The organism is Ramlibacter sp. GCM10027632 (assembly GCF_042675325.1).
In the GTDB taxonomy this organism is placed as follows: Bacteria; Pseudomonadota; Gammaproteobacteria; order Burkholderiales; family Burkholderiaceae_C; genus Ramlibacter.
Genome location: NZ_JBHTGW010000005.1, coordinates 14,547 through 32,911, shown reverse-complemented (window position 1 = coordinate 32,911; position 18,365 = coordinate 14,547). Strand labels below are relative to the sequence as shown.

The 18,365-nt window shown below is 72.2% G+C and carries 12 protein-coding genes; 2 read left to right on the top strand and 10 right to left on the bottom strand.

What is annotated here, in order from left to right:
- Window positions 1–6: 6 nt before the first annotated feature.
- The 4 genes from secF to ACFQZY_RS08980 form a co-directional block, all read right to left on the bottom strand.
- Window positions 7–960, bottom strand: coding sequence for a protein translocase subunit SecF (gene secF / locus ACFQZY_RS08995; protein ID WP_377415291.1), 954 nt, complete (start codon window positions 958–960; stop codon window positions 7–9).
- 4 nt (window positions 961–964) lie between these two features.
- Window positions 965–2,851 (bottom strand): protein translocase subunit SecD, encoded by a 1,887-nt coding sequence (secD, locus tag ACFQZY_RS08990; RefSeq protein WP_377415290.1) that lies wholly within the window; start codon window positions 2,849–2,851, stop codon window positions 965–967.
- Window positions 2,852–2,904: 53 nt separating this feature from the next.
- Complete coding sequence (yajC, locus tag ACFQZY_RS08985) at window positions 2,905–3,234, bottom strand: preprotein translocase subunit YajC (RefSeq protein ID WP_377415289.1); 330 nt, start codon at window positions 3,232–3,234, stop codon at window positions 2,905–2,907.
- A 123-nt stretch (window positions 3,235–3,357) separates the two neighbouring features.
- On the bottom strand, window positions 3,358–6,927 hold the full coding sequence (locus ACFQZY_RS08980) for an indolepyruvate ferredoxin oxidoreductase family protein (RefSeq protein WP_377415288.1): 3,570 nt from the start codon (window positions 6,925–6,927) through the stop codon (window positions 3,358–3,360).
- Window positions 6,928–7,041: 114 nt separating this feature from the next.
- Between ACFQZY_RS08980 and ACFQZY_RS08975 the strand changes: the two genes are divergently transcribed.
- Window positions 7,042–7,521 (top strand): Lrp/AsnC family transcriptional regulator, encoded by a 480-nt coding sequence (locus ACFQZY_RS08975; RefSeq protein WP_377415287.1) that lies wholly within the window; start codon window positions 7,042–7,044, stop codon window positions 7,519–7,521.
- A 3-nt stretch (window positions 7,522–7,524) separates the two neighbouring features.
- Here ACFQZY_RS08975 and ACFQZY_RS08970 read toward each other — a convergent pair whose 3' ends face one another.
- Window positions 7,525–9,492, bottom strand: a complete 1,968-nt coding sequence (locus ACFQZY_RS08970) for a PhoX family protein (RefSeq protein WP_377415286.1) — start codon at window positions 9,490–9,492, stop codon at window positions 7,525–7,527.
- A gap of 5 nt (window positions 9,493–9,497) precedes the next feature.
- Window positions 9,498–10,661, bottom strand: coding sequence for a murein transglycosylase A (locus tag ACFQZY_RS08965; RefSeq protein WP_377415285.1), 1,164 nt, complete (start codon window positions 10,659–10,661; stop codon window positions 9,498–9,500).
- Here ACFQZY_RS08965 and ACFQZY_RS08960 point away from each other — a divergent pair.
- Complete coding sequence (locus ACFQZY_RS08960) at window positions 10,660–10,782, top strand: hypothetical protein (RefSeq protein WP_377415284.1); 123 nt, start codon at window positions 10,660–10,662, stop codon at window positions 10,780–10,782. The genes ACFQZY_RS08965 and ACFQZY_RS08960 overlap by 2 nt on opposite strands.
- Window positions 10,783–10,791: 9 nt before the next feature.
- Here ACFQZY_RS08960 and ACFQZY_RS08955 read toward each other — a convergent pair whose 3' ends face one another.
- The 4 genes from ACFQZY_RS08955 to ACFQZY_RS08940 are packed head-to-tail and all read right to left on the bottom strand — an operon-like array spanning window position 10,792 to window position 18,341.
- Window positions 10,792–11,421, bottom strand: a complete 630-nt coding sequence (locus ACFQZY_RS08955; protein ID WP_377415283.1) for a response regulator transcription factor — start codon at window positions 11,419–11,421, stop codon at window positions 10,792–10,794.
- Window positions 11,422–11,424: 3 nt separating this feature from the next.
- On the bottom strand, window positions 11,425–13,464 hold the full coding sequence (locus tag ACFQZY_RS08950) for a nitrogen regulation protein NR(II) (protein ID WP_377415282.1): 2,040 nt from the start codon (window positions 13,462–13,464) through the stop codon (window positions 11,425–11,427).
- Between the two features lie 4 nt (window positions 13,465–13,468).
- Window positions 13,469–14,293: a carbon-nitrogen hydrolase family protein gene (locus ACFQZY_RS08945; RefSeq protein WP_377415281.1), complete on the bottom strand. Its 825-nt coding sequence runs from the start codon at window positions 14,291–14,293 to the stop codon at window positions 13,469–13,471.
- 10 nt (window positions 14,294–14,303) lie between these two features.
- Window positions 14,304–18,341 (bottom strand): YhdP family protein, encoded by a 4,038-nt coding sequence (locus ACFQZY_RS08940; RefSeq protein WP_377415280.1) that lies wholly within the window; start codon window positions 18,339–18,341, stop codon window positions 14,304–14,306.
- Window positions 18,342–18,365: the final 24 nt, after the last annotated feature.

The window sequence follows — 18,365 nt, the reverse complement described above, 5'->3', positions numbered from 1 at the left end:
CCGGACTCAGACGGTGGCGCCGGCGTTGGGGTCGTTCGGGTCGCCGTCCTTGCGGGGGGGCGCCTTGACCAGGTCCTCGCGCTTGACGCCCAGCCACATGGCGATGGCGGCGGCGACGAACACCGAGGAGTAGATGCCGAACAGGATGCCGATGGTCAGGGCCAGGGCGAAGTAGTAGAGGGTGGCGCCGCCGAACAGCAGCATCGACAGCACCATGATCTGCGTGCTGCCGTGGGTGATGATGGTGCGGCTGATGGTGGAGGTGATCGCGTTGTCGATGATCTCCACCGTGTCCATCTTGCGGAAGCGGCGGAAGTTCTCGCGGATGCGGTCGAAGATCACCACCGACTCGTTGACCGAGTAGCCCAGGATGGCCAGCACCGCCGCCAGCACGGCCAGCGAGAACTCCCACTGGAAGTAGGCGAAGAAGCCCAGGATGATGACCACGTCGTGCAGGTTGGCGATGATGGCCGCGACCGCGAACTTCCACTCGAAACGGATCGCCAGGTAGATCACGATGCCGGCGATCACCACGGCCAGGGCCTTGAGGCCGTCGGCCGCAAGCTCCTCGCCCACGGAGGGGCCGACGAACTCGGTGCGCTTGAGGTTGACGGCCGGGTCCTGGGCCTTGAGGGCCGCCAGCACCTTCTCGCTCTGTTGCGCGGAACTCACACCTTTCTGGGCCGGCAGCCGGATCATGACGTCGCGGGCGGTGCCGAAGTTCTGCACCTGGACATCGGTGAAGCCCAGGCCGGCGACGACCTGGCGGATGCGCTCGACCTCGGCCGGCTTGTCGTAGGTGACCTGCATCACCGTGCCGCCGGTGAACTCCACCGAGAGGTGAAGGCCGCGCGTGGCCAGGAAGAAGACGGCCAGCGCGAAGGTGACGAACGAGATGATGTTGAACACCACCGCGTGCCGCATGAAGGGGATGTCGCGGCGGATCTTGAAGAATTCCATTTTCTTACAGGCTCTCGGGCTTGTTTATAGCGCTGCCGGCTTCAGGACGCCAGACGGTGCCGATCGAGACGGACTTGAGTTTCTTGCGCCGGCCGTACCAGAGGTTGACCAGGCCGCGCGAGAAGAAGACCGCCGAGAACATGGAGGTCAGGATGCCGATGCAGTGCACCACCGCGAAGCCGCGCACCGGGCCGGAGCCGAAGGCCAGCAGGGCGACGCCGGCGATCAGCGTGGTGATGTTGGAGTCCAGGATGGTGGCCCAGGCGCGGTCGTAGCCGGCGTGGATCGCCGCCTGCGGCGAGGCGCCGTTGCGCAGCTCCTCGCGCACCCGCTCGTTGATCAGGACGTTCGAGTCGATGGCCATGCCCAGCGCCAGCGCCATGGCGGCCATGCCGGGCAGGGTCAGGGTGGCCTGCAGCATCGACAGGATGGCCACCAGCAGCAGCAGGTTCACCGCCAGCGCGATGCTGGAGAACACGCCGAACAGCATGTAGTAGACCGTCATGAAGGCGCAGATCACGACGAAGCCCCAGGCCACGCTGTGGAAGCCCTTGGCGATGTTCTCGGCGCCCAGGGTGGGGCCGATGGTCAGCTCCTCGATGATCTCCATGGGCGCGGCCAGCGAACCGGCGCGCAGCAGCAGGGCCAGGTCGTTGGCCTCGGCAACGGTCATGGAGCCGGAGATCTGGAAGCGGTTGCCCAGCTCGCCCTGGATCACCGGGGCGGTCAGCACCTCGCCCTTGCCCTTCTCGAAGAGCAGGATGGCCATGCGCTTCTTCAGGTTCTCGCGGCTGGTGTCGCGCATGATGCGGCCGCCCTTGGCGTCGACGGTGAGGTCGACCTTGGGCTGCTGGCTCTGCGAGTCGAAGCCGGGCTGGGCGTCGGTCAGGCTGTCGCCGGTCAGGATGACCTGCTTCTTGACGATGACCGCACGGCCGTCACGCTCCAGGTAGCGCTCGGAGCCGAAGGGCACCGGGCCGGTGCCGAGCTCGGCGGCGCGGGCCTCGGAGGAGTCGTCGACCAGGCGCATCTCCAGGGTGGCGGTGCGGCCCAGGATGTCCTTGGCCTTGGCCGTGTCCTGCACGCCGGGCAGCTGGACCACGATGCGGTCCAGGCCCTGCTGCTGGATCACCGGCTCGGCCACGCCGAGCTCGTTGATCCGGTTGTGCAGGGTCATGATGTTCTGCTTGAGCGCCTGCTCCTGCACCTTGCGGGCGGCCTCGGGCTTGAGCGAGGCCGCCAGGCGGTACTCGGTGCCGTCCGGGCCGGCGGTGACGGCCAGGTCGGGGAACTGGTCGGCCACCAGCTTGAGGGCCTGCTGCAGGGTGGCGGCCTCACGGAAGCGCACCTCGATGGCCTGGCCATTGCGGTTGATGCCGGCGTGGCGGATGTTGGCCTCGCGCAGCTGGGTGCGCAGGTCACCCGCAAAGGCCTCGGCCTTCTTGGTCAGCGCCGCGGGCATGTCCACCTGCAGCATGAAGTGCACGCCGCCGCGCAGGTCCAGGCCCAGGTACATGGGCGCGGCATGCAGCGCCGACAGCCAGCGCGGCGAGGCCGAGATCAGGTTGAGGGCGACGACGTAGGCCGGGTCGGCCGGGTCGGGGTTGAGGGCGCGCTGCAGCGCGTCCTTCACCTTGAGCTGGGCGTCGGTGCTGTCCACGCGCACCCGCACGGAACTGGCGTCGAGGGTGAGGGCCTGCGGCGCCAGGCCGGCGGCGGCCAGGGCCTGCTCCACCCGGGCCTGGGTGGTGGCGTCCACCTTCACGGTGGCCTTGCCGGCCGAGACCTGCACAGCGGGCGCCTCGCCGAAGAAATTGGGCAGGGTGTAGAGGGCGCCCACCAGCAACGCGACCAGGAGGATCGCGTACTTCCAGACCGGGTAACGGTTCATGACGACGGTTCGTGCGGGAAGAACGGGGAGAAGGGACGGGACAGCGGCCGTGATTACTTCAGGGTGCCCTTGGGCAGCACCTGCACGATGGCGCTGCGCTGGACCTGCACCTCGACGCCGCTGGCCACTTCCAGGCCGACATAGGTGTCGCCGATCTTGCTGATGCGGCCCACCAGGCCGCCGGCGGTGGTGATCTCGTCACCCTTGGCCAGGGCCTCGAGCATGGCCTTGTGCTCCTTCTGGCGCTTCATCTGGGGGCGGATCATGATGAAGTACAGGACCACGAACATGAGCAGCAGCGGCAGCATGCTCATGAAGGAGGAGGACATGTCGCCACCGGCGGCGGCGGGGGCGGTCTGGGCAAAGGCGGAGGAAATGAACACGGAGGCTCCTCGGAATCGTTGGGTCTTGACGTGGAAAACCGCCCGCGCCGGCGCCATCGCGCCGCCGCGAGGCGGAATCGAGGAATTGTAGGCGCTGGGCCGCGGGCGCGTGGCGTGCGGGCCTCAGGCGGCCAGGCGGCCCTCGGCCGGCCGGCCGCGCCAGCGCGCCATCAGGGCCTCCCACTGCGGGCGGGCCGCGGCGAGGTGGCGCTCCTTCACATGGCCGAAGCCGCGGATCTGCTCCGGCACCCGGGCGATCTCCACGGCCAGCGCATGGTTGCCGGCCGAGAGGCCGGCCAGCAGTTCCTCGACGCAGGCGCGGTACTCGGCGATCAGCGCGCGCTCGGTGCGGCGCTCCCCGGTGCGGCCGAAGACATCCAGCGCCGTCCCGCGCAGGAAGCGCAGGCGCGCCAGCAGGCGGAAGGCCAGGCCCATGGCCGGGCCGTACTTGCGCTTGACCAGCTCGCCACGCTCGTTGCGGCGGGCCAGCAGCGGCGGGGCCAGGTGGTAGTGGACCTTGAAGTCGCCCTCGAACTGGCTGGCGATCTTCTCGGCGAAGCCGGCCTGCGTGTGCAGGCGGGCGACCTCGTACTCGTCCTTGTACGCCATCAGCTTGAACAGGTAGCGCGCCACGGCCTCGGCCAGGGCGGTCTTGCCCAGGCCGGCCTCGGCGGCGCGGACCTTCTCGACGAAGTCACGGTACTGCTGCGCGTAGGCGGCGTCCTGGTAGGCCGTGAGGAACTCGACGCGCCGGGCGACCAGGCTGTCCAGCGTCTCGCGCTTGTGCAGCTCGACCACCTGGGCGGGCGAGACCAGGCGCTCCACCGCGGCCGGGTCGTGGGCGGCCCGGCGGCCCCAGTTGAAGGCGGTCTTGTTGGCGTCGACGGCCACGCCATTGAGCTCGATGGCGCGCATCAGCGCCTCGAGGCCCACCGGCACCCAGCCCTTCTGCCATGCATAGCCGAGGAGCATGGGATTGGCATAGAGGCTGTCGCCCATCAGGCGGGTGGCGGCGCGCTCGACATTGAAGGCGCCGACCGCGCCGGCGCCGACGGCCCGCGCGATCTCCCCGGCGCAGGCATCCTCGGGGTTGACCCAGTTGGCGTCGCGCACGAAGGCGGCAGTGGGCGTGCTGTGGGCGTTGAGGGCGACGCGGGTGCGGCCCTCGCGCATGCGCAGCACCGTCTCCTTGCCGGCGGCGACGATGGGGTCGCAGCCGATGACCAGATCCGCCCCGGCCATGCTCACGCGGGTGGTGCGGATCGCGGCGTCGGACTCGCCGATCAGCACGTGGCTCCAGGTGGCGCCGCCCTTCTGGGCCAGGCCCGCCGCGTCCTGCGTGACGATGCCCTTGCCTTCCAGGTGCGCGCCCATGCCCAGGAGCTGGCCGATGGTGATGACCCCGGTGCCGCCGACGCCGGCCACCACGATGCCGAAGGCCTGGCCGGGCACCAGCGCGGGCACGGCCGGGTCGGGCAGCTCGCCGAGGTCGGCCGGCGAGGGCCGGCGGTCGCGGGCCTGCTTCTTCAGCTGGCCGCCCTCGACGGTGACGAAGCTGGGGCAGAAGCCCTTGAGGCAGCTCATGTCCTTGTTGCAGCTGCTCTGGTTGATGGTGCGCTTGCGGCCGAAGGGCGTCTCCAGCGGCTCCACCGACAGGCAGTTGGACTGCACGCCGCAGTCGCCGCAGCCCTCGCAGACCAGGTCGTTGATCACCACGCGCACGGCCGGGTCGACCATCGTGCCGCGCTTGCGGCGGCGGCGCTTTTCGGTGGCGCAGGTCTGGTCGTAGACGATGACGCTGGTGCCGGGGATCTCGCGGAACTCGCGCTGCAGGCGGTCGAGCTCGTCGCGGTGGAACACCTCCACGCCATCGGGCAGCCGGGCCAGGGTGTACTTCTCGGGCTGGTCGGAGACGATCACCAGGCGGCTCACGCCCTCGGCGGTGAGGCTGCCCACGATCTGCAGCACCGAGTGGCCCTCGGGCCGCTCGCCGACCTGCTGGCCGCCGGTCATGGCCACCGCGTCGTTGTACAGGAGCTTGTAGGTGATGTTCACGCCCGCGGCGATGGCCTGGCGGATGGCCAGCAGGCCGCTGTGGAAGTAGGTGCCGTCGCCGAGGTTGGCGAACACGTGCTTCTCGTGGGTGAAGGGCTGCTGCCCGACCCAGGGCACGCCCTCGCCCCCCATCTGGGTGAAGCCCAGGGTGTTGCGGTCCATCCAGGTGGCCATGTAATGGCAGCCGATGCCGGCCATGGCGCGCGAGCCCTCGGGGACCTTCGTCGACGTGTTGTGCGGGCAGCCCGAGCAGAACCACGGCACGCGGTCGGCCTTGACCTCGAGCACCTGCATCGCGCGCTCCTTGGCCTCGAGCAGCGCCAGCTGGGCGTCGAGGCGGGCGGCGGTGTCGCTGTCCACGCCGATCTTCTTGAGGCGGCGCGCGATGGCGCGGGCGATGATGGCCGGCGACAGGTCGGCATTGGCGCGCAGCAGGGTATGGGCCGAGGGGTTGGGCATGGACCACTCGCCGCCGGTGAAGTCGCCCTCGGGCTCGTCGAACTTGCCCAGCACGTTGGGGCGCACGTCGGGCCGCCAGTTGTACAGCTCCTCCTTGATCTGGTACTCGATGACCTGGCGCTTCTCCTCGACGACGAGGATCTCGCGCAGCCCGGTGGCGAACTCGCGCGTGCCCTGCGCCTCCAGCGGCCAGACCACGCCCACCTTGTGCAGGCGCAGGCCGATGCGCTGGCAGGTGGCGTCGTCGAGGCCGAGGTCGGCCAGGGCCTGGCGGGTGTCGTTGTAGGCCTTGCCGCTGGCGATGATGCCGAAGCGGTCGTTGGGGCCCTCGATGACGTTGTGGTTCAGGCGGTTGGCGCGGATGTAGGCCAGCGCGGCGTACCACTTGAAGTCGAACAGGCGCTGCTCCTGGTCCAGCGGCGCGTCGGGCCAGCGGATGTGGACGCCGCCCGGGGGCATGGCGAAGTCCTCGGGCAGGATGATCTGCACGCGCTCGGCGTCGATCTGCGCCGCGGCGCTGGACTCCACGATCTCCTGGATGGTCTTCATCCCCGACCAGACGCCGGCATAGCGGCTCAGGGCGAAGGCATGGATGCCCAGGTCCAGGATCTCCTGCACCGAGGCCGGGAAGAACACCGGCAGGCCGCAGGCCTTGAAGATGTGGTCGCTCTGGTGGGCGGCGGTGGAGCTCTTGGCGACATGGTCGTCGCCGGCCACCGCGATCACGCCGCCCCAGGGCGTGGTGCCGGCCATGTTGGCGTGCTTGAAGACGTCGGAGCAGCGGTCCACGCCCGGGCCCTTGCCGTACCAGATGCCGAAGACGCCGTCGAAGCGGTTGGCGCCCGCGGGCGCAAAGCCCAGTTGCTGCGTGCCCCACAGCGCGGTGGCGGCGAGCTCCTCGTTCACGCCCGGCTGGAAGACGATGTTCTGCGACTGCAGGAACTTCTTGGCCTTCCACAGCGCCTGGTCGTAGCTGCCCAGGGGGGAGCCGCGGTAGCCGCTGATGAAGCCGGCGGTGTTCTTGCCTGCCAGGGCGTCGCGCTGGCGCTGGAGCATGGGCAACTTGACCAGGGCCTGCACGCCGCTCATGAAGGCGCGGCCGTAGTCCAGCGAGTACTTGTCGTCCAGGGTGACCGTCTCGAGCGCTTTGCGGATGTGCTCAGGCAGGGGCGCGTTCATGGTTTCTTGTCTCCGTAGTGGAGGGCAGTGTATGCCGCAACACTCGATAAGTCTTTGCTTTTGATGCTCAAACCTCTGTAGGATAGGAAAGGATATTGCTCAAAACACGGAAAAATGGAAACGCTCGACAAATTCGACCTGCGCATCCTGCAAGAGCTGCAGGCCGATGCGCGGCTGACCAACGCCGAACTGGCGCAGCGGGTGGGGCTGTCGGCGGCGCCGTGCTGGCGACGGGTGCGGGCACTGGAGGAAGCGGGTTACATCAAGGGCTACCACGCCGAGATCGACCGGCACCGCATCGGCCTGGGGGTGCTGGCCTTCGTGCGGGTGGACGCCGAGCGCACCACCGGCGAAGGCACCCGCCAGATGGAGGCGGCGATCCGCAAGATTCCCGAAATCGTGTCCTGCCACTACATCAGCGGCACCGGCACCTTCGAGCTGCAGGTGGTGGCGCGCGACCTCGACAGCTTCTCCCGCTTCCTGCGCGAGGTCCTGATCAATCTGCCCAACGTGAAGGACCTCCACACCAGCTTCTCGCTGGGGGAGGTCAAGGCCAGCAGCGCGTGGCCGCTGGACCACCTGCGGCCGGCCTGAGGCTCAGGCCGCAGCTGGCGCAGCCCGGGCCGGCCCCAGCGTGAGGTACCCCACCCCGCCGGCGTAGCCGCCCAGGTGCATTTCGCGCACCAGCGGCTCGAGCACCGGCCGGACCTTGTCATGCAGGGGCGACTCCCAGTCCCCCGGGTGCTGGAAGTTGGTGGCGACGTAGGTCCAGCCGTGGATGTCGTCCACCGCGTGCAGGCCGGTGGACTCCGCGCCCACCGGGCAGGACAGCAGGCGCACCAGCTCGCCGGTGTCCACCTGGTAGGCCCACAGGAAGTTGTTCACGTGCGTGCTGCTGTCCTCGCCGATGAACAGGGTTCGCAGGCGCTGCGAGAACTTGAGGTTGTCCGGGCAGGCGATGCGGTCCGGGTCGGCGAAGTTGCCCAGGGCGTCCTGGACGCGGCGGCCCGGGTTGGGGCGTTGCGCGTCGCCGCCGAGGTCGCGCGCCACCAGGGCCGGCACGGCAGCCATGTCCACCGGCACCCAGTCGCTGGCGATGGCCGCGCCCGCGGCGTCGCGCTGGCCGGGGCGCAGGTTCAGCCGGTAGACCGCGCCCGAGAAGGGCCCCTGCACCGCGATGCCGCCGGAGCCATTGCGCATCGGCGCCTCGATGCGCGAGATGGCCACGTAGGCCACGCGGTCGCGGGCGTCGAGCGTGGTGCCCTCCCACTTGGTGAAGCCCAGGCTGCCGCCGACGAGCGCGGCGTAGCGGTGGGTCTCCAGGAAGGCCGCGGCCGTTTCCATGCCGGGCTTCAGGCGCACCCAGTTGAAGCCGCCCGCGTACGGGATGCGGGTGAACGAGGCGTCGCCCGGGTCGGTGCGGCGGATGTCCATGATGTCGGCGGCGCGGATCCCGCCCTCCACCAGCGCCTCGATCTCGCAGCTGCTCGCATGGCCCAGGCGGATCCAGGTGAGCGTGGCCGCGCCGGGGCCGGCGTTGGAGGTGGCGTTCCAGCGGGCCACGTACAGCGTGCCGCTGGACAGGTCGCGCGGGCGGTCGGCGACGAACATGAAGGCGCCGGCGTTGCTGAAATCGTCCCCCATCATGAGGGTGCGCTCGTCGGGCATCACCTGCACCAGCTCCTTGGAGATGCGGCCGGTGGCGTAGTGCTTGCGGATGCTGCCGGTGCCGTCGGCGTTCACCGTGACCTCGGGCAGGTGGCCGTAGCGGTACGGGTTGGCGCGCGCCCGGTCGCCGTAGAGGCTGGCGCTGAAGCCCCGCAGCAGCGGGTCGTCGGCGCGGGCGGCGTCGGGCTCGTACTCCTCGCTCGAGAGGTGGGTGTTCCAGGGCGAGAGGCTGGCGCCGCAGGTGGTCCACAGGCCGTGCACGCCCGCGGTGTCCACCGGGTGGTAGCGCACCAGCGCGAGCCGGCCGGTGGCCGGGTCCTGGTCCAGCGTGAGCACCGCCATCGGCGAAGGCAGGATGCCGTAGGCGCTGCGGCCGGCCTGGTCGCGGCTGGTGTACTCGAACTGCACCACCGCGAAGACGGTGTTGCCCTGCACGCCCGGCGCGCGCACGCCGGGCAGGGTGAGCAGGCTCATGCCGTCCGGGCAGTCGGAGAAGAACTGGCGCTCGCGGCCCGGGACCGAGCGGTCCATGATCGGCTGCTGGCGGATGTCGTAGCAGCCGCCGGCGACGACCTGGCCGCCGCGGCCGTCGGGCACGCGCTGGCCGGTGGCGAACAGGCGCTCATAGCCCAGGGGCCACTCGCGCACGCTGCCGTCGGCGAAGCGCGCCTGCAGGCGCGAGCCCACCGTGGTGGACGCCATGGCGGCGGGTTCGGCCAGCGTGGGCGCGGGCATGCCGGTGAAACGCAGGCCGGTCAGGGCGGCAGCGGGAACGGCGGCTGCCGGGGAGACGGCGGAGGCCGGGGGCACCGCGCAGCCGGCCAGCGAGGCCAGCGGCAACAGCGGCAGGGCGGGCAGGCCGGCGGCGGCCTTGAGGAGATCGCGACGGGTCGTCATGGACATCAGGGTTGCCGGGGCCACAGGACCCACAGGCGAAGCGGTTGCTTGAGGCGGCCGGCCAGCTCGCCGGCCTCGGCGCCCCAGCCGGCGAAGTAGTCGGCGCGCACCGCGCCGACGATGGCGCTGCCGGTGTCCTGCGCCAGCACCAGGCGGGCCAGCGAGGTCTGCGGGCCGGTGGACTGCAGCCACACCGGCGTGCCGTAGGGAATGCTCTCGCGGTCCACCGCGATCGAGCGGCCCGGCGTGAGCGGCACGCCCTGCGCACCGCGCGGGCCGAAGGCGGCGGCCAGGTCGTCCAGCGGCTCCTCGCGGAAGAACACCATGCGGGGGTTGGCCCAGAGCATCTCCTGCACCCGCTGCGGGTTGTCACGCACCCAGGCCTTGATGCCGGGCCAGGAGGCGTCCTTCACCAGCCGCTGCTGCAGCAGCCAGCTGCCGACGCTGCGATAGGGCTGGTCGTTGGTGCCGGCATAGGCCAGGCGCACCAGGCGCTGGCGGCCGTCCGGCTCGGTCAGGCGCAGGCGGCCGGAGCCCTGGATCTGCAGCACCAGCGCGTCGACCGGGTCGGCCAGCCAGGCGATCTCGCGCCCGCGCAGGGCGGCGCGCGCCTCGGGCAGCGTGTCCATCTCCTGGCGGGTGAACCAGGGCCGGCGCTGGGCCAGGTCGGCCGGCAGGCGGTACAGGGGCACGCGGTGGGTGGCGGTGGGCTGGCGCGAGGCGTCCAGCAGCGGCTCGTAGTAGGCGGTGAGCAGGCCCGGCTCGCCCGCCTGCAGCGGCTCGACGCGGAACGGCTGCAGGTGCCGCCGCATCCACGCGCGCTGCTCCTCGCCGGAGGCGATGGCCAGCTGGCGCACCTGGGGGCACAGCGCGGTGAAGGACGCGGCGGGGCGCTCGCAGCTCTTGATCCAGGCGTTCCAGGCCTCGTGCAGGGCGTCGCCCTCGAAGCCGGGCAGCTCCTGCCAGCGCACCGGGACCCAGCGGCTCTTGCCGCTGGCGCGCGGCGGCGGCAGCGGGGCCTCGTCCGCGGCGGCTGGGGCGGCGGCCGGCGCGGCGTCGGGCCGGGCCGGGGCCGCGGGCTCGGGCAGCGGCGTGCTGGCGCAGCCGGCCAGCAGGGCCAGGACCGTTCCTACAATGGCGCGCGCCACCCAACCGAAACTCGCATTCATGCTGCTGATTCTGCTCGAAGCCCTGCTGGCCCTCGCGGTGCTGGTCCTGATCGTGTGGTGGACGATGTTCTCGGGCCGCCCCAAGGGCGAGCCGCCGAAGGACGACGACCCCCCGGCCTGACCGGCCGCCTCAGGCCTGATCGCGCAGGACGTTGGCGAGTTCCACCGCCGACTTCACGTCCATCTTGTCGAACACCCGCGCGCGGTGGACTTCCACCGTGCGCACGCTGATCTCGAGCTGGTCGGCGATCAGCTTGTTCGGCAGGCCCTTGGCCACCAGCTCCATGACGTCGCGCTCGCGCTGCGTGAGTTCGGACAGCCGCGCCTGCAGCTGCAGTGTGGCCCGGCGCTGCGCCAGCACCTGGGCGGAGCGGGCCAGCGCCTGCTCGATGCGGTCCACCAAGGCGTTGTCGGAAAAGGGCTTCTCGCAGAAGTCGAAGGCGCCGCGCTTGACCATGTGGACGGCGGTGGGCACGTCGGCATGGCCGGTGAGGAAGATGACGGGCACCAGGTCCACCAGGCCGCGCGCAGCCAGCCCGTCGAACAGCGCCAGGCCGCTGGTGCCGGGCATGCGCACGTCCAGCAGCAGGCAGGACGGCTGCTGCGGCGCGAAGCCGCGCTCGAGCATCGCAGCGAAATCGTCGGCGCTGGCGTAGGCCTCGCTGGTGAGGCGGCGCGAGCGCAGGAGCCAGGCCAGCGCCTCGCGCACGCCGGCGTCGTCATCGACGATGTAGACGATTGCGTCCTGGGTGGGTTGCATGGGTCAGTCGGGGGCGGTGTCGCCGGCCGCGGCGGCCGGCAGCGTGAAGCGGAAGATCGTACCCTGCGGCGGGTTGGGCTCGAAGACCAGGTGGCCGCCGTGCTGCTCGACGACCGTGCGGCACAGGGACAGGCCCAGGCCCATGCCTTCCGCCTTGGTGGTGAAGAACGGCGTGAACAGCTGCTCCTGCACCTCCTGCGGGATGCCGGGGCCGACGTCGGCCACCGAGAACTCCAGCCAGACCTTGCCCGAGCTCTCCCCCGAGCCGGCGCGGCGCGCCTGCAGCGTGAGCGAGGGGCGCGCCGAGCCCGCCTCGTCCATCGCCTGCATGGCGTTGCGCGCCAGATTGAGCAGCACCTGTTCGACCATCGTGCGGTCGCAGTGCGCCGGGGGCAGGCCGGCGGGGATGCGCGTGACCACGGTGATCCCCAGTTTGCGCGCCTGCAGCGTGACCAGGGGCATGACCGCGTCCACCAGGGCCTGCGGCGCCACCGGCTCGCGGGCCTGGTCGCGCCGGCGCACGAAGTCGTGCACGCTCTTGATCACCTTGCCGGCGCGCTCGGCCTGCTGCGCGATGCGTTGCAGCGCCCCGTCCAGGCCCTCGAGGTCGCCGTCCTGCAGCAGGTTGCGCGAGCCGGTGGCGTAACTGGAGATCGCCGCCAGCGGCTGGTTCAGCTCGTGGGAGAGCAGCGAGGCCATCTCGCCCACGGTGGCCAGGCGGGCGGTGGCCTGCAGCCGCTCCTGGCTGGCGCGCGAGAGCTCCTCGACGCGGCGCTGCTCGCTGATGTCGAGGAAGGCCGACATCCACCCGGTCTGCACGCCCTGCGCGTTGATCAGGGGCGCCTCGATGATCAGGACCGGGAAACGCGAGCCGTCCTTGCGCATGAAGACCGACTCGAAGCCCTCGCGCGGCGGCGTGTGCTGGCCGGCCAGGCGCACTTCCTGGCGCTTGCGGTACTCGTTGGCCAGTTCCGGCGGCCAGTACGGCGCGGACAGCGACTGCCCGAGCAGTTCCTCCTGCGTGAAGCCCACCATCTCGCAGAACGCGGGGTTGACGTAGGTGATGCGCCCCTGGAGGTCGCGCGCGCGCAGGCCGGTGACCAGCGAATCCTCCATCGCCTTGCGGAAGGCGAGCGCGTCGGCCAGGTCGCGTTCGACCTGCATGCGCAGGCGCATGTCCTTCCCGAGCACGGCCAGCACCGCCACCAGGGCGATCGACATCGCCGTGACCAGGGCGGTGAGCACGTTGGGGAACAGGTCCGGCGCGGCGCGCCAGCTCTCCATGCGCAGCACCAGGGTGTTGCCCGGCAGGTCCAGCAGCTGCTGCGCGGTGAAGGTGCGGCGCCCGCGCTTGGCCAGTCCGTGCAGGGCCAGCCGGGTGCCGTCGGCCTCGGTGAACGAGACCTCCTGGTTGCGTGTGAGCTGCGGGCCGACCAGGCTGGCGAGGATCTCGCCGAGCGAGTAGGTGGCGACCACGTAGCCGGTGTACTCGCCGCCACTGGCCTCGGGCAGGCACAGGTCCATCACCTCGATGCCCATGCCATCGGGTTGCGGCAGGTAGTAGCTGGTGGAGTAGGCCGGCTGGTTCAGGCGGCGGGCCTGGGCGCAGGCCAGCGCCACGTCGGCCTGCGCCTGCCCGCGCCCGAAGCGCCCGAAGGCCGGCAGCCGGTAGGGCGACTCCACCACGGACACCGCCTGCAGGTCCATGCCCCGCCACTCGATGCGCAGGATCTCCCGGTGGGACCGCAGCAGCGCCTCGGCCTCGGCCTGCCAGGTGGGCAGGTGGCGCCGGCTGGCGTTGAGCGCCTGCAGGTTCTGCGCGCTGCGCGCCAGGCCGGCGCGGATGTCGGCGGCCGCCGCCAGCGTGTCGCGCTCGAGGTCGCCCTGCACCTGGCTGGCCTCGTAGCGCCCGGCCAGCCACACCAGGGTGGCGAGCATGCCGGCCACCAGCGGCACGAGGGCGGCCCACAGCCAGCGGCGCGAGGCCAGCGGCGGCGCGGGCGGGGGCACCGGCAGGGGCGTGGTGGCGGCGGTGTCGGCCATGGACTCAGAGGACCCGGTGGGTCAGCGCCGGCAGCTGCGCGCGGCACTGCGCCAGGCGCTGCGGGTCGAGCGCGGTGAGGAGCACGCCCGGGCCCTCGGCCGTGCGGCAGGCCTGGACCTGGCCCCAGGGGTCGATCACCATCGAATGGCCCCAGGTGCGCCGCCCGTTCTCGTGGAAGCCGCCCTGCGCCGGCGCCAGCACGTAGGCCAGGTTCTCGATGGCGCGGGCGCGCAGCAGCGTCTCCCAGTGCGCCTGGCCGGTGGTGTGGGTGAAGGCGCTGGGCACCAGCAGCACCTCGGCGCCGGCATCGGCCAGGCAGCGGTACAGCTCGGGGAAGCGCAGGTCGTAGCAGACCGACAGGCCGATGCGCCAGGCGCGGCCATCGCGCGCCTGCAGCTCGAAGGTGACGGGCCGCGCGCCGGCCTCGATGACGCGCGACTCGTCATAGCGCTCGCGCCCGTTGTCGAAGCAGAACAGGTGGATCTTGTCGTAGCGGGCCACGCACTCGCCCTGTGGCGAGAACACCAGGGTGGCGTTGCGCACGTGCGCGTCGCTGTCGGCGCGCAGGGGCAGCGTGCCGCCCACCACCCACAGGCCCAGCTCGCGCGCGCTGCGCGCCAGGAAGTCCTGGATCGGGCCCTGGCCGAAGGCCTCGCGGTGGTCCAGCTTGTCGGCGTCGCGCCGGCCCATGAGGCAGAAGTACTCGGGCAGCACCGCGAGTTCGGCGCCCTCGGCGGCGGCGCGGCCCAGCAGCGCGCGGGCGGCGTCGAGGTTGGCCTGCACCGAGGGGGCGGAGACCATCTGGATCGTGGCGGCTTGCAGGGTCATGGCGGTCGTCTCAGTTGCTCGGGCTGGCGCTGGGGCTGGACGCCGCCCGTTCGATGCGCGTGACGCGCGGCTCGGTCCAGGTGCCGTCCACCTGGAACTCCTGGGTGTTGGCGCGGATCAGGGGCTCGCGCAGCACCAGCTGCGCGAGGAAGGAGCCCAGGCCCACCGCGGGGTTGATGACGCTGGCCACCAGCGAGGCGGTGCCGGCGTTGATCTCGGGCACGACCACCACCTTCAGCTCCTGCGTCTCGCGGGCGAGGTCGGCGCGGCCCTCCATCAGGACGGCGGCGTTCACGCCCTTCATCTGCAGGTTGTTGGTGGAGGCGATGCCCTGGTCGATGCGGATGTCGCCGCGCACGAAGTCGAAGGCGAAGCCCTCGCTGAAGACGTCGCGGAAGTCCAGCGTGAGGCGGCGCGGCAGGGCCTGCAGGCTCAGGACGCCGAGCAGCTTGGCCAGGCCCGGGTCGGCCTTGAGGAACTGGCCCGACTCCACGTTGACCGCGAAGCTGCCGCTCATGCTGGGGTAGTCCAGCGAGAGCGGCGAGCCGGCCCAGGCCACCTGGCCCTCGAAGCGGCCGCGGCCGCGGCGCACCAGGTCCTTCATGCCCAGGCGGCCGAGCAGTCCGCCGGCGTCGGCCACCTCGAGGCGGAAGTTCATCACCGTGCGGCGCCGCTCGGGGCCGCGCGCGCGGGGCGCCGGGGCGGTGACGGCCGCCCAGTTGCCGGTGGCGGTGAAGCCGGCCTCGGGCATGGTCATGGCCAGCCGGTTCAGGCGCCACTCGGCCACCGAGCCGGCGCCGGCGGCGCGGTTGACGGCGTCGATCTCCAGGCGGCCCAGCTTCTTGCCCCGCAGCTCGAAGTCCTCGACGACCACGTCCAGGGCGGGGATGGAGGCGGGCTGTTCGTCCAGCAGCGACTCCACCGCGCCGGCCGCCGAGGCGCCGAGGGACAGGCGGGCGAGCCGCGCCATCACGCGCCCGGCGGTGGCGCCGACCGGCTCGCGGTACTCGAGGTAGCCACTGAGCTGGGTGGCGTCGACGTTGGCTCGCCAGGTCTGGCCCTCGCGGGCGCCGCCGGCGACCAGGTTGTTCAGGGTGCGGCCGGCCACGACGAGCTCGCGCGCGCGCAGCGCCAGGGTGGTGGGCAGGTAGGACTGCGCGGCGGCCGTGGCAGCCGCCGCGCCGGCATTCGCCCCGCCGCCCGGGCCCGGGCCGCGCGCGGGCGCCGCGGCCTGGGCCGGGCCGCCCAGCACCTGCTCCCAGGCGTCGACGTTGGCGCTGCCGAGGTTGATGTTGGCGCCGACGCCCTGGTCCGGCAGCGCCGCGACCTCGCCCGGCGCCAGGCCCACGCCCAGCGCGCCGCGCACCGCCACGGGCTCGGGCCCGGACGTGTCGCGCACGTAGGTGGCCACGAGCTGGCGCCCCAGCTCCAGCGAGAGCTGGTCCTGCGGCCGGTTCGCCGCGTTGACGATCTCGAAGCGCAGCGGCAGGGCCGCCTCGGGTGCCTTGGCCAGCGGCGCCGGCAGGGCCAGGCCGAGGCCCTGCAGCGAGCTGGTGACCAGGATGTCGACGCCCGCCGGGCGCAGGCCCAGGGTCACCGCGTAGGCGGCGGCGCCGGTGGCGTTGCGCGCGATGCGGGCCACCGGCCCCAGCTCGCGGGCCTGGCGCAGGCCGTCGGCGGTGGCCGTGCCCTGGGCGCGGATCACCGAGGCCGCCTCGCCCGGCGCGGCGCGGGCGCGCGTGCCGCCCTCCACGCGCACGTCGCCGCCCAGGGCGCGGGCCTGCACGCCAGCCAGGCTGAAGCCCCGCTCGTTGAAGGTCACGTTGCCGCGGGCCCGCGTGAGCTGCGGGACGCCGGGCGCGACCAGCAGGTCGTTGCCGGCGAGGGTCACGGTGCCCTGCACCGTGCTGCGGTCGATGGTGGCCACCGGCAGCGACAGGCGCAGGCGCAGTTCGGCGGGGCCGCTGGCGGCGGCGCGCGCCATCGGGTGGCCGATGTCGGCCGAGACCGGGGTGGCGCTGAACACCTGCAACTGCTCGGCGAGCGGGCCGCGCACCTGGCCGGTGATGCCGACCACGGTGGCATCGAGGCGCGGGATGGTGGCGTCGGCGCGCACCTGCAGGCCGGGCGCGCCGGCGAAACCGCCCTGCGCGCCCTTGATGAACATCGCGTTGCGCTCGAACACCAGCTCGCCGGACAGCCCCGTCAGCGGCGCCCAGGGCTGCGGGGCGCGCGGGTTGGCCCGGGGCACATAGGCATAGGTCACGTCGCGCACGCGGGCACTGATGCGGAAGTCGCCGCGGCGCGGGTCGGTGAAGGGGAAGTCGCGCAGGTCGCCGCGCACCCGCACCTTGCCGGCTTCGGCGCGGCCGGCCTGCACCGCCTCGCGCACGTAGTCGCGGGTCTCCTTGGGCACCCCCAGCGGCAGGTAGCGCCACACGCGCGTGCCGTCGGCCCTCGGCAGGGCCAGGGTAAGGTCCAGCACGCCGGGGTAGCGGGCCGCCCCGTCGCCGGTGCGCCAGCTGGCCTGGCCCTCGGCCTGCACGTCGGCGTTGGCCAGGCGCAGCTGGGTGGCGCTCACGCTCAGTCGCCCGCCCGATTGCTGCCACTGCAGGTCGGCGGAGAGCTGGTCCAGCGGCACCTGCGGCTGCTCCAGCACGCCCGGCAGGTCCACCAGGCCGTTGGCCACCTGCAGGCGGCCCTTGCCGCCGGCCTCGGTGAAGTCGAAGTCGAGCGTGGCGCCGGCGATGCCCGGGCGGCCAGTGGCGGCGTGGGCCGGCAGGGCGAAGCCGGCGAGGCGGCCCTTGGCCTGGTACCTCTGCAACTGCTCCGGCGGGCCCTGCCAGCTCGCCTGGAGCTGGTCGACCAGGCCCCGCGGGCCATGGGCCGTGAGCAGGGCGTGGGTGCCGGCGTCCAGCGGCAGGTGGCTGGCGATGCGGCCCAGCGCGCCCAGGTCCAGCTTGTCGGCGCGCACCTGGCCCTGCTCCGGCTCGCGGCCCTGCGCGGCGCGCCAGGACACGGCGACGTTGCCGCCGGGCCAGCGCTGGCCGTCGGCCGTCTCGAACTGCAGCCCCTGGGTCTCGAACTCGAAGCCCTCCTTCAGCCACTTGCCGGACAGCCGCCCGCCCAGGGAGGCCAGGGCCAGCGGCGGGCGGCCGGCGCCGAGAACGGCGTCGACCTGCTGGAGCGACACGTCGGCGGCGCCGCCCATGGGCCGGCCAGCCTCCACGTCGACCCAGGCACGCAGCATGCCGCGGCCGCCGCGCAGGTCGATGCCCAGGTCGGCCTGGCGGCGCAGCTGCGACAGGTCCACGCCTGGGAAGTCGGCGAACAGCTGGCCGCTCCACGACTGCCAGCGGCCGGGGTGCGTCGACAGCAGAGGCTGGCGCATCTGGGCGCGCAGGCTGAAGCGCTGGCCCCAGTCGGCCGGGGGCGTCGCATCCAGGCGCAGCGCGTGGCTGCGCGGGCCGTTGCGCACCACGAACTGCACGTCGGACAGCGCCAGCGTCGGGGCCTGGCGCTTCTCGTCGGTCCAGCGCACCGTGCCCCCCAGGACCACCGCCTCCTTCTGGCGGAAGAACCAGTCGACGACGCGGTCGTCGCCGCCGCCCTGCGAGACATCGAGGCCGGCGACCCACAGGCGGCCATCGGCTGACCGGCGCACATCGACCTCGGGGCCCTCGACATACAGCTGCTCGAAACCCAGGTTCCACAGCGAGCGCGGGGACACCGCCACCACCACGCGGGCCAGGCGCAGGGCCTCGCGCTTCTGCGCATCGAGCAGCACCACGTCGCGCAGCTCGATCGAGGGCATGAGGCTGTCGCTGTGCGCGGTGACCGAGCCCACGCGCACCGGAATGCCCAGGGCGCGCGAGGCCTGGATTTCGAGCTGGGGACGCAGCTCGCCGATTCTGGGTACGATCCAGCCATGCAAGCCGCCCCAGGCCAGCACCAGCAGCAGCCAGAAGGCCAGCAAGGCCCACCACGCGCCGCTGGCGACGGCGCAGAGCGCCCGGAACAGGCGTGAGGGCGGCAACGGATCGTTCATGAATACCGGAAAGTCTCAGGAATT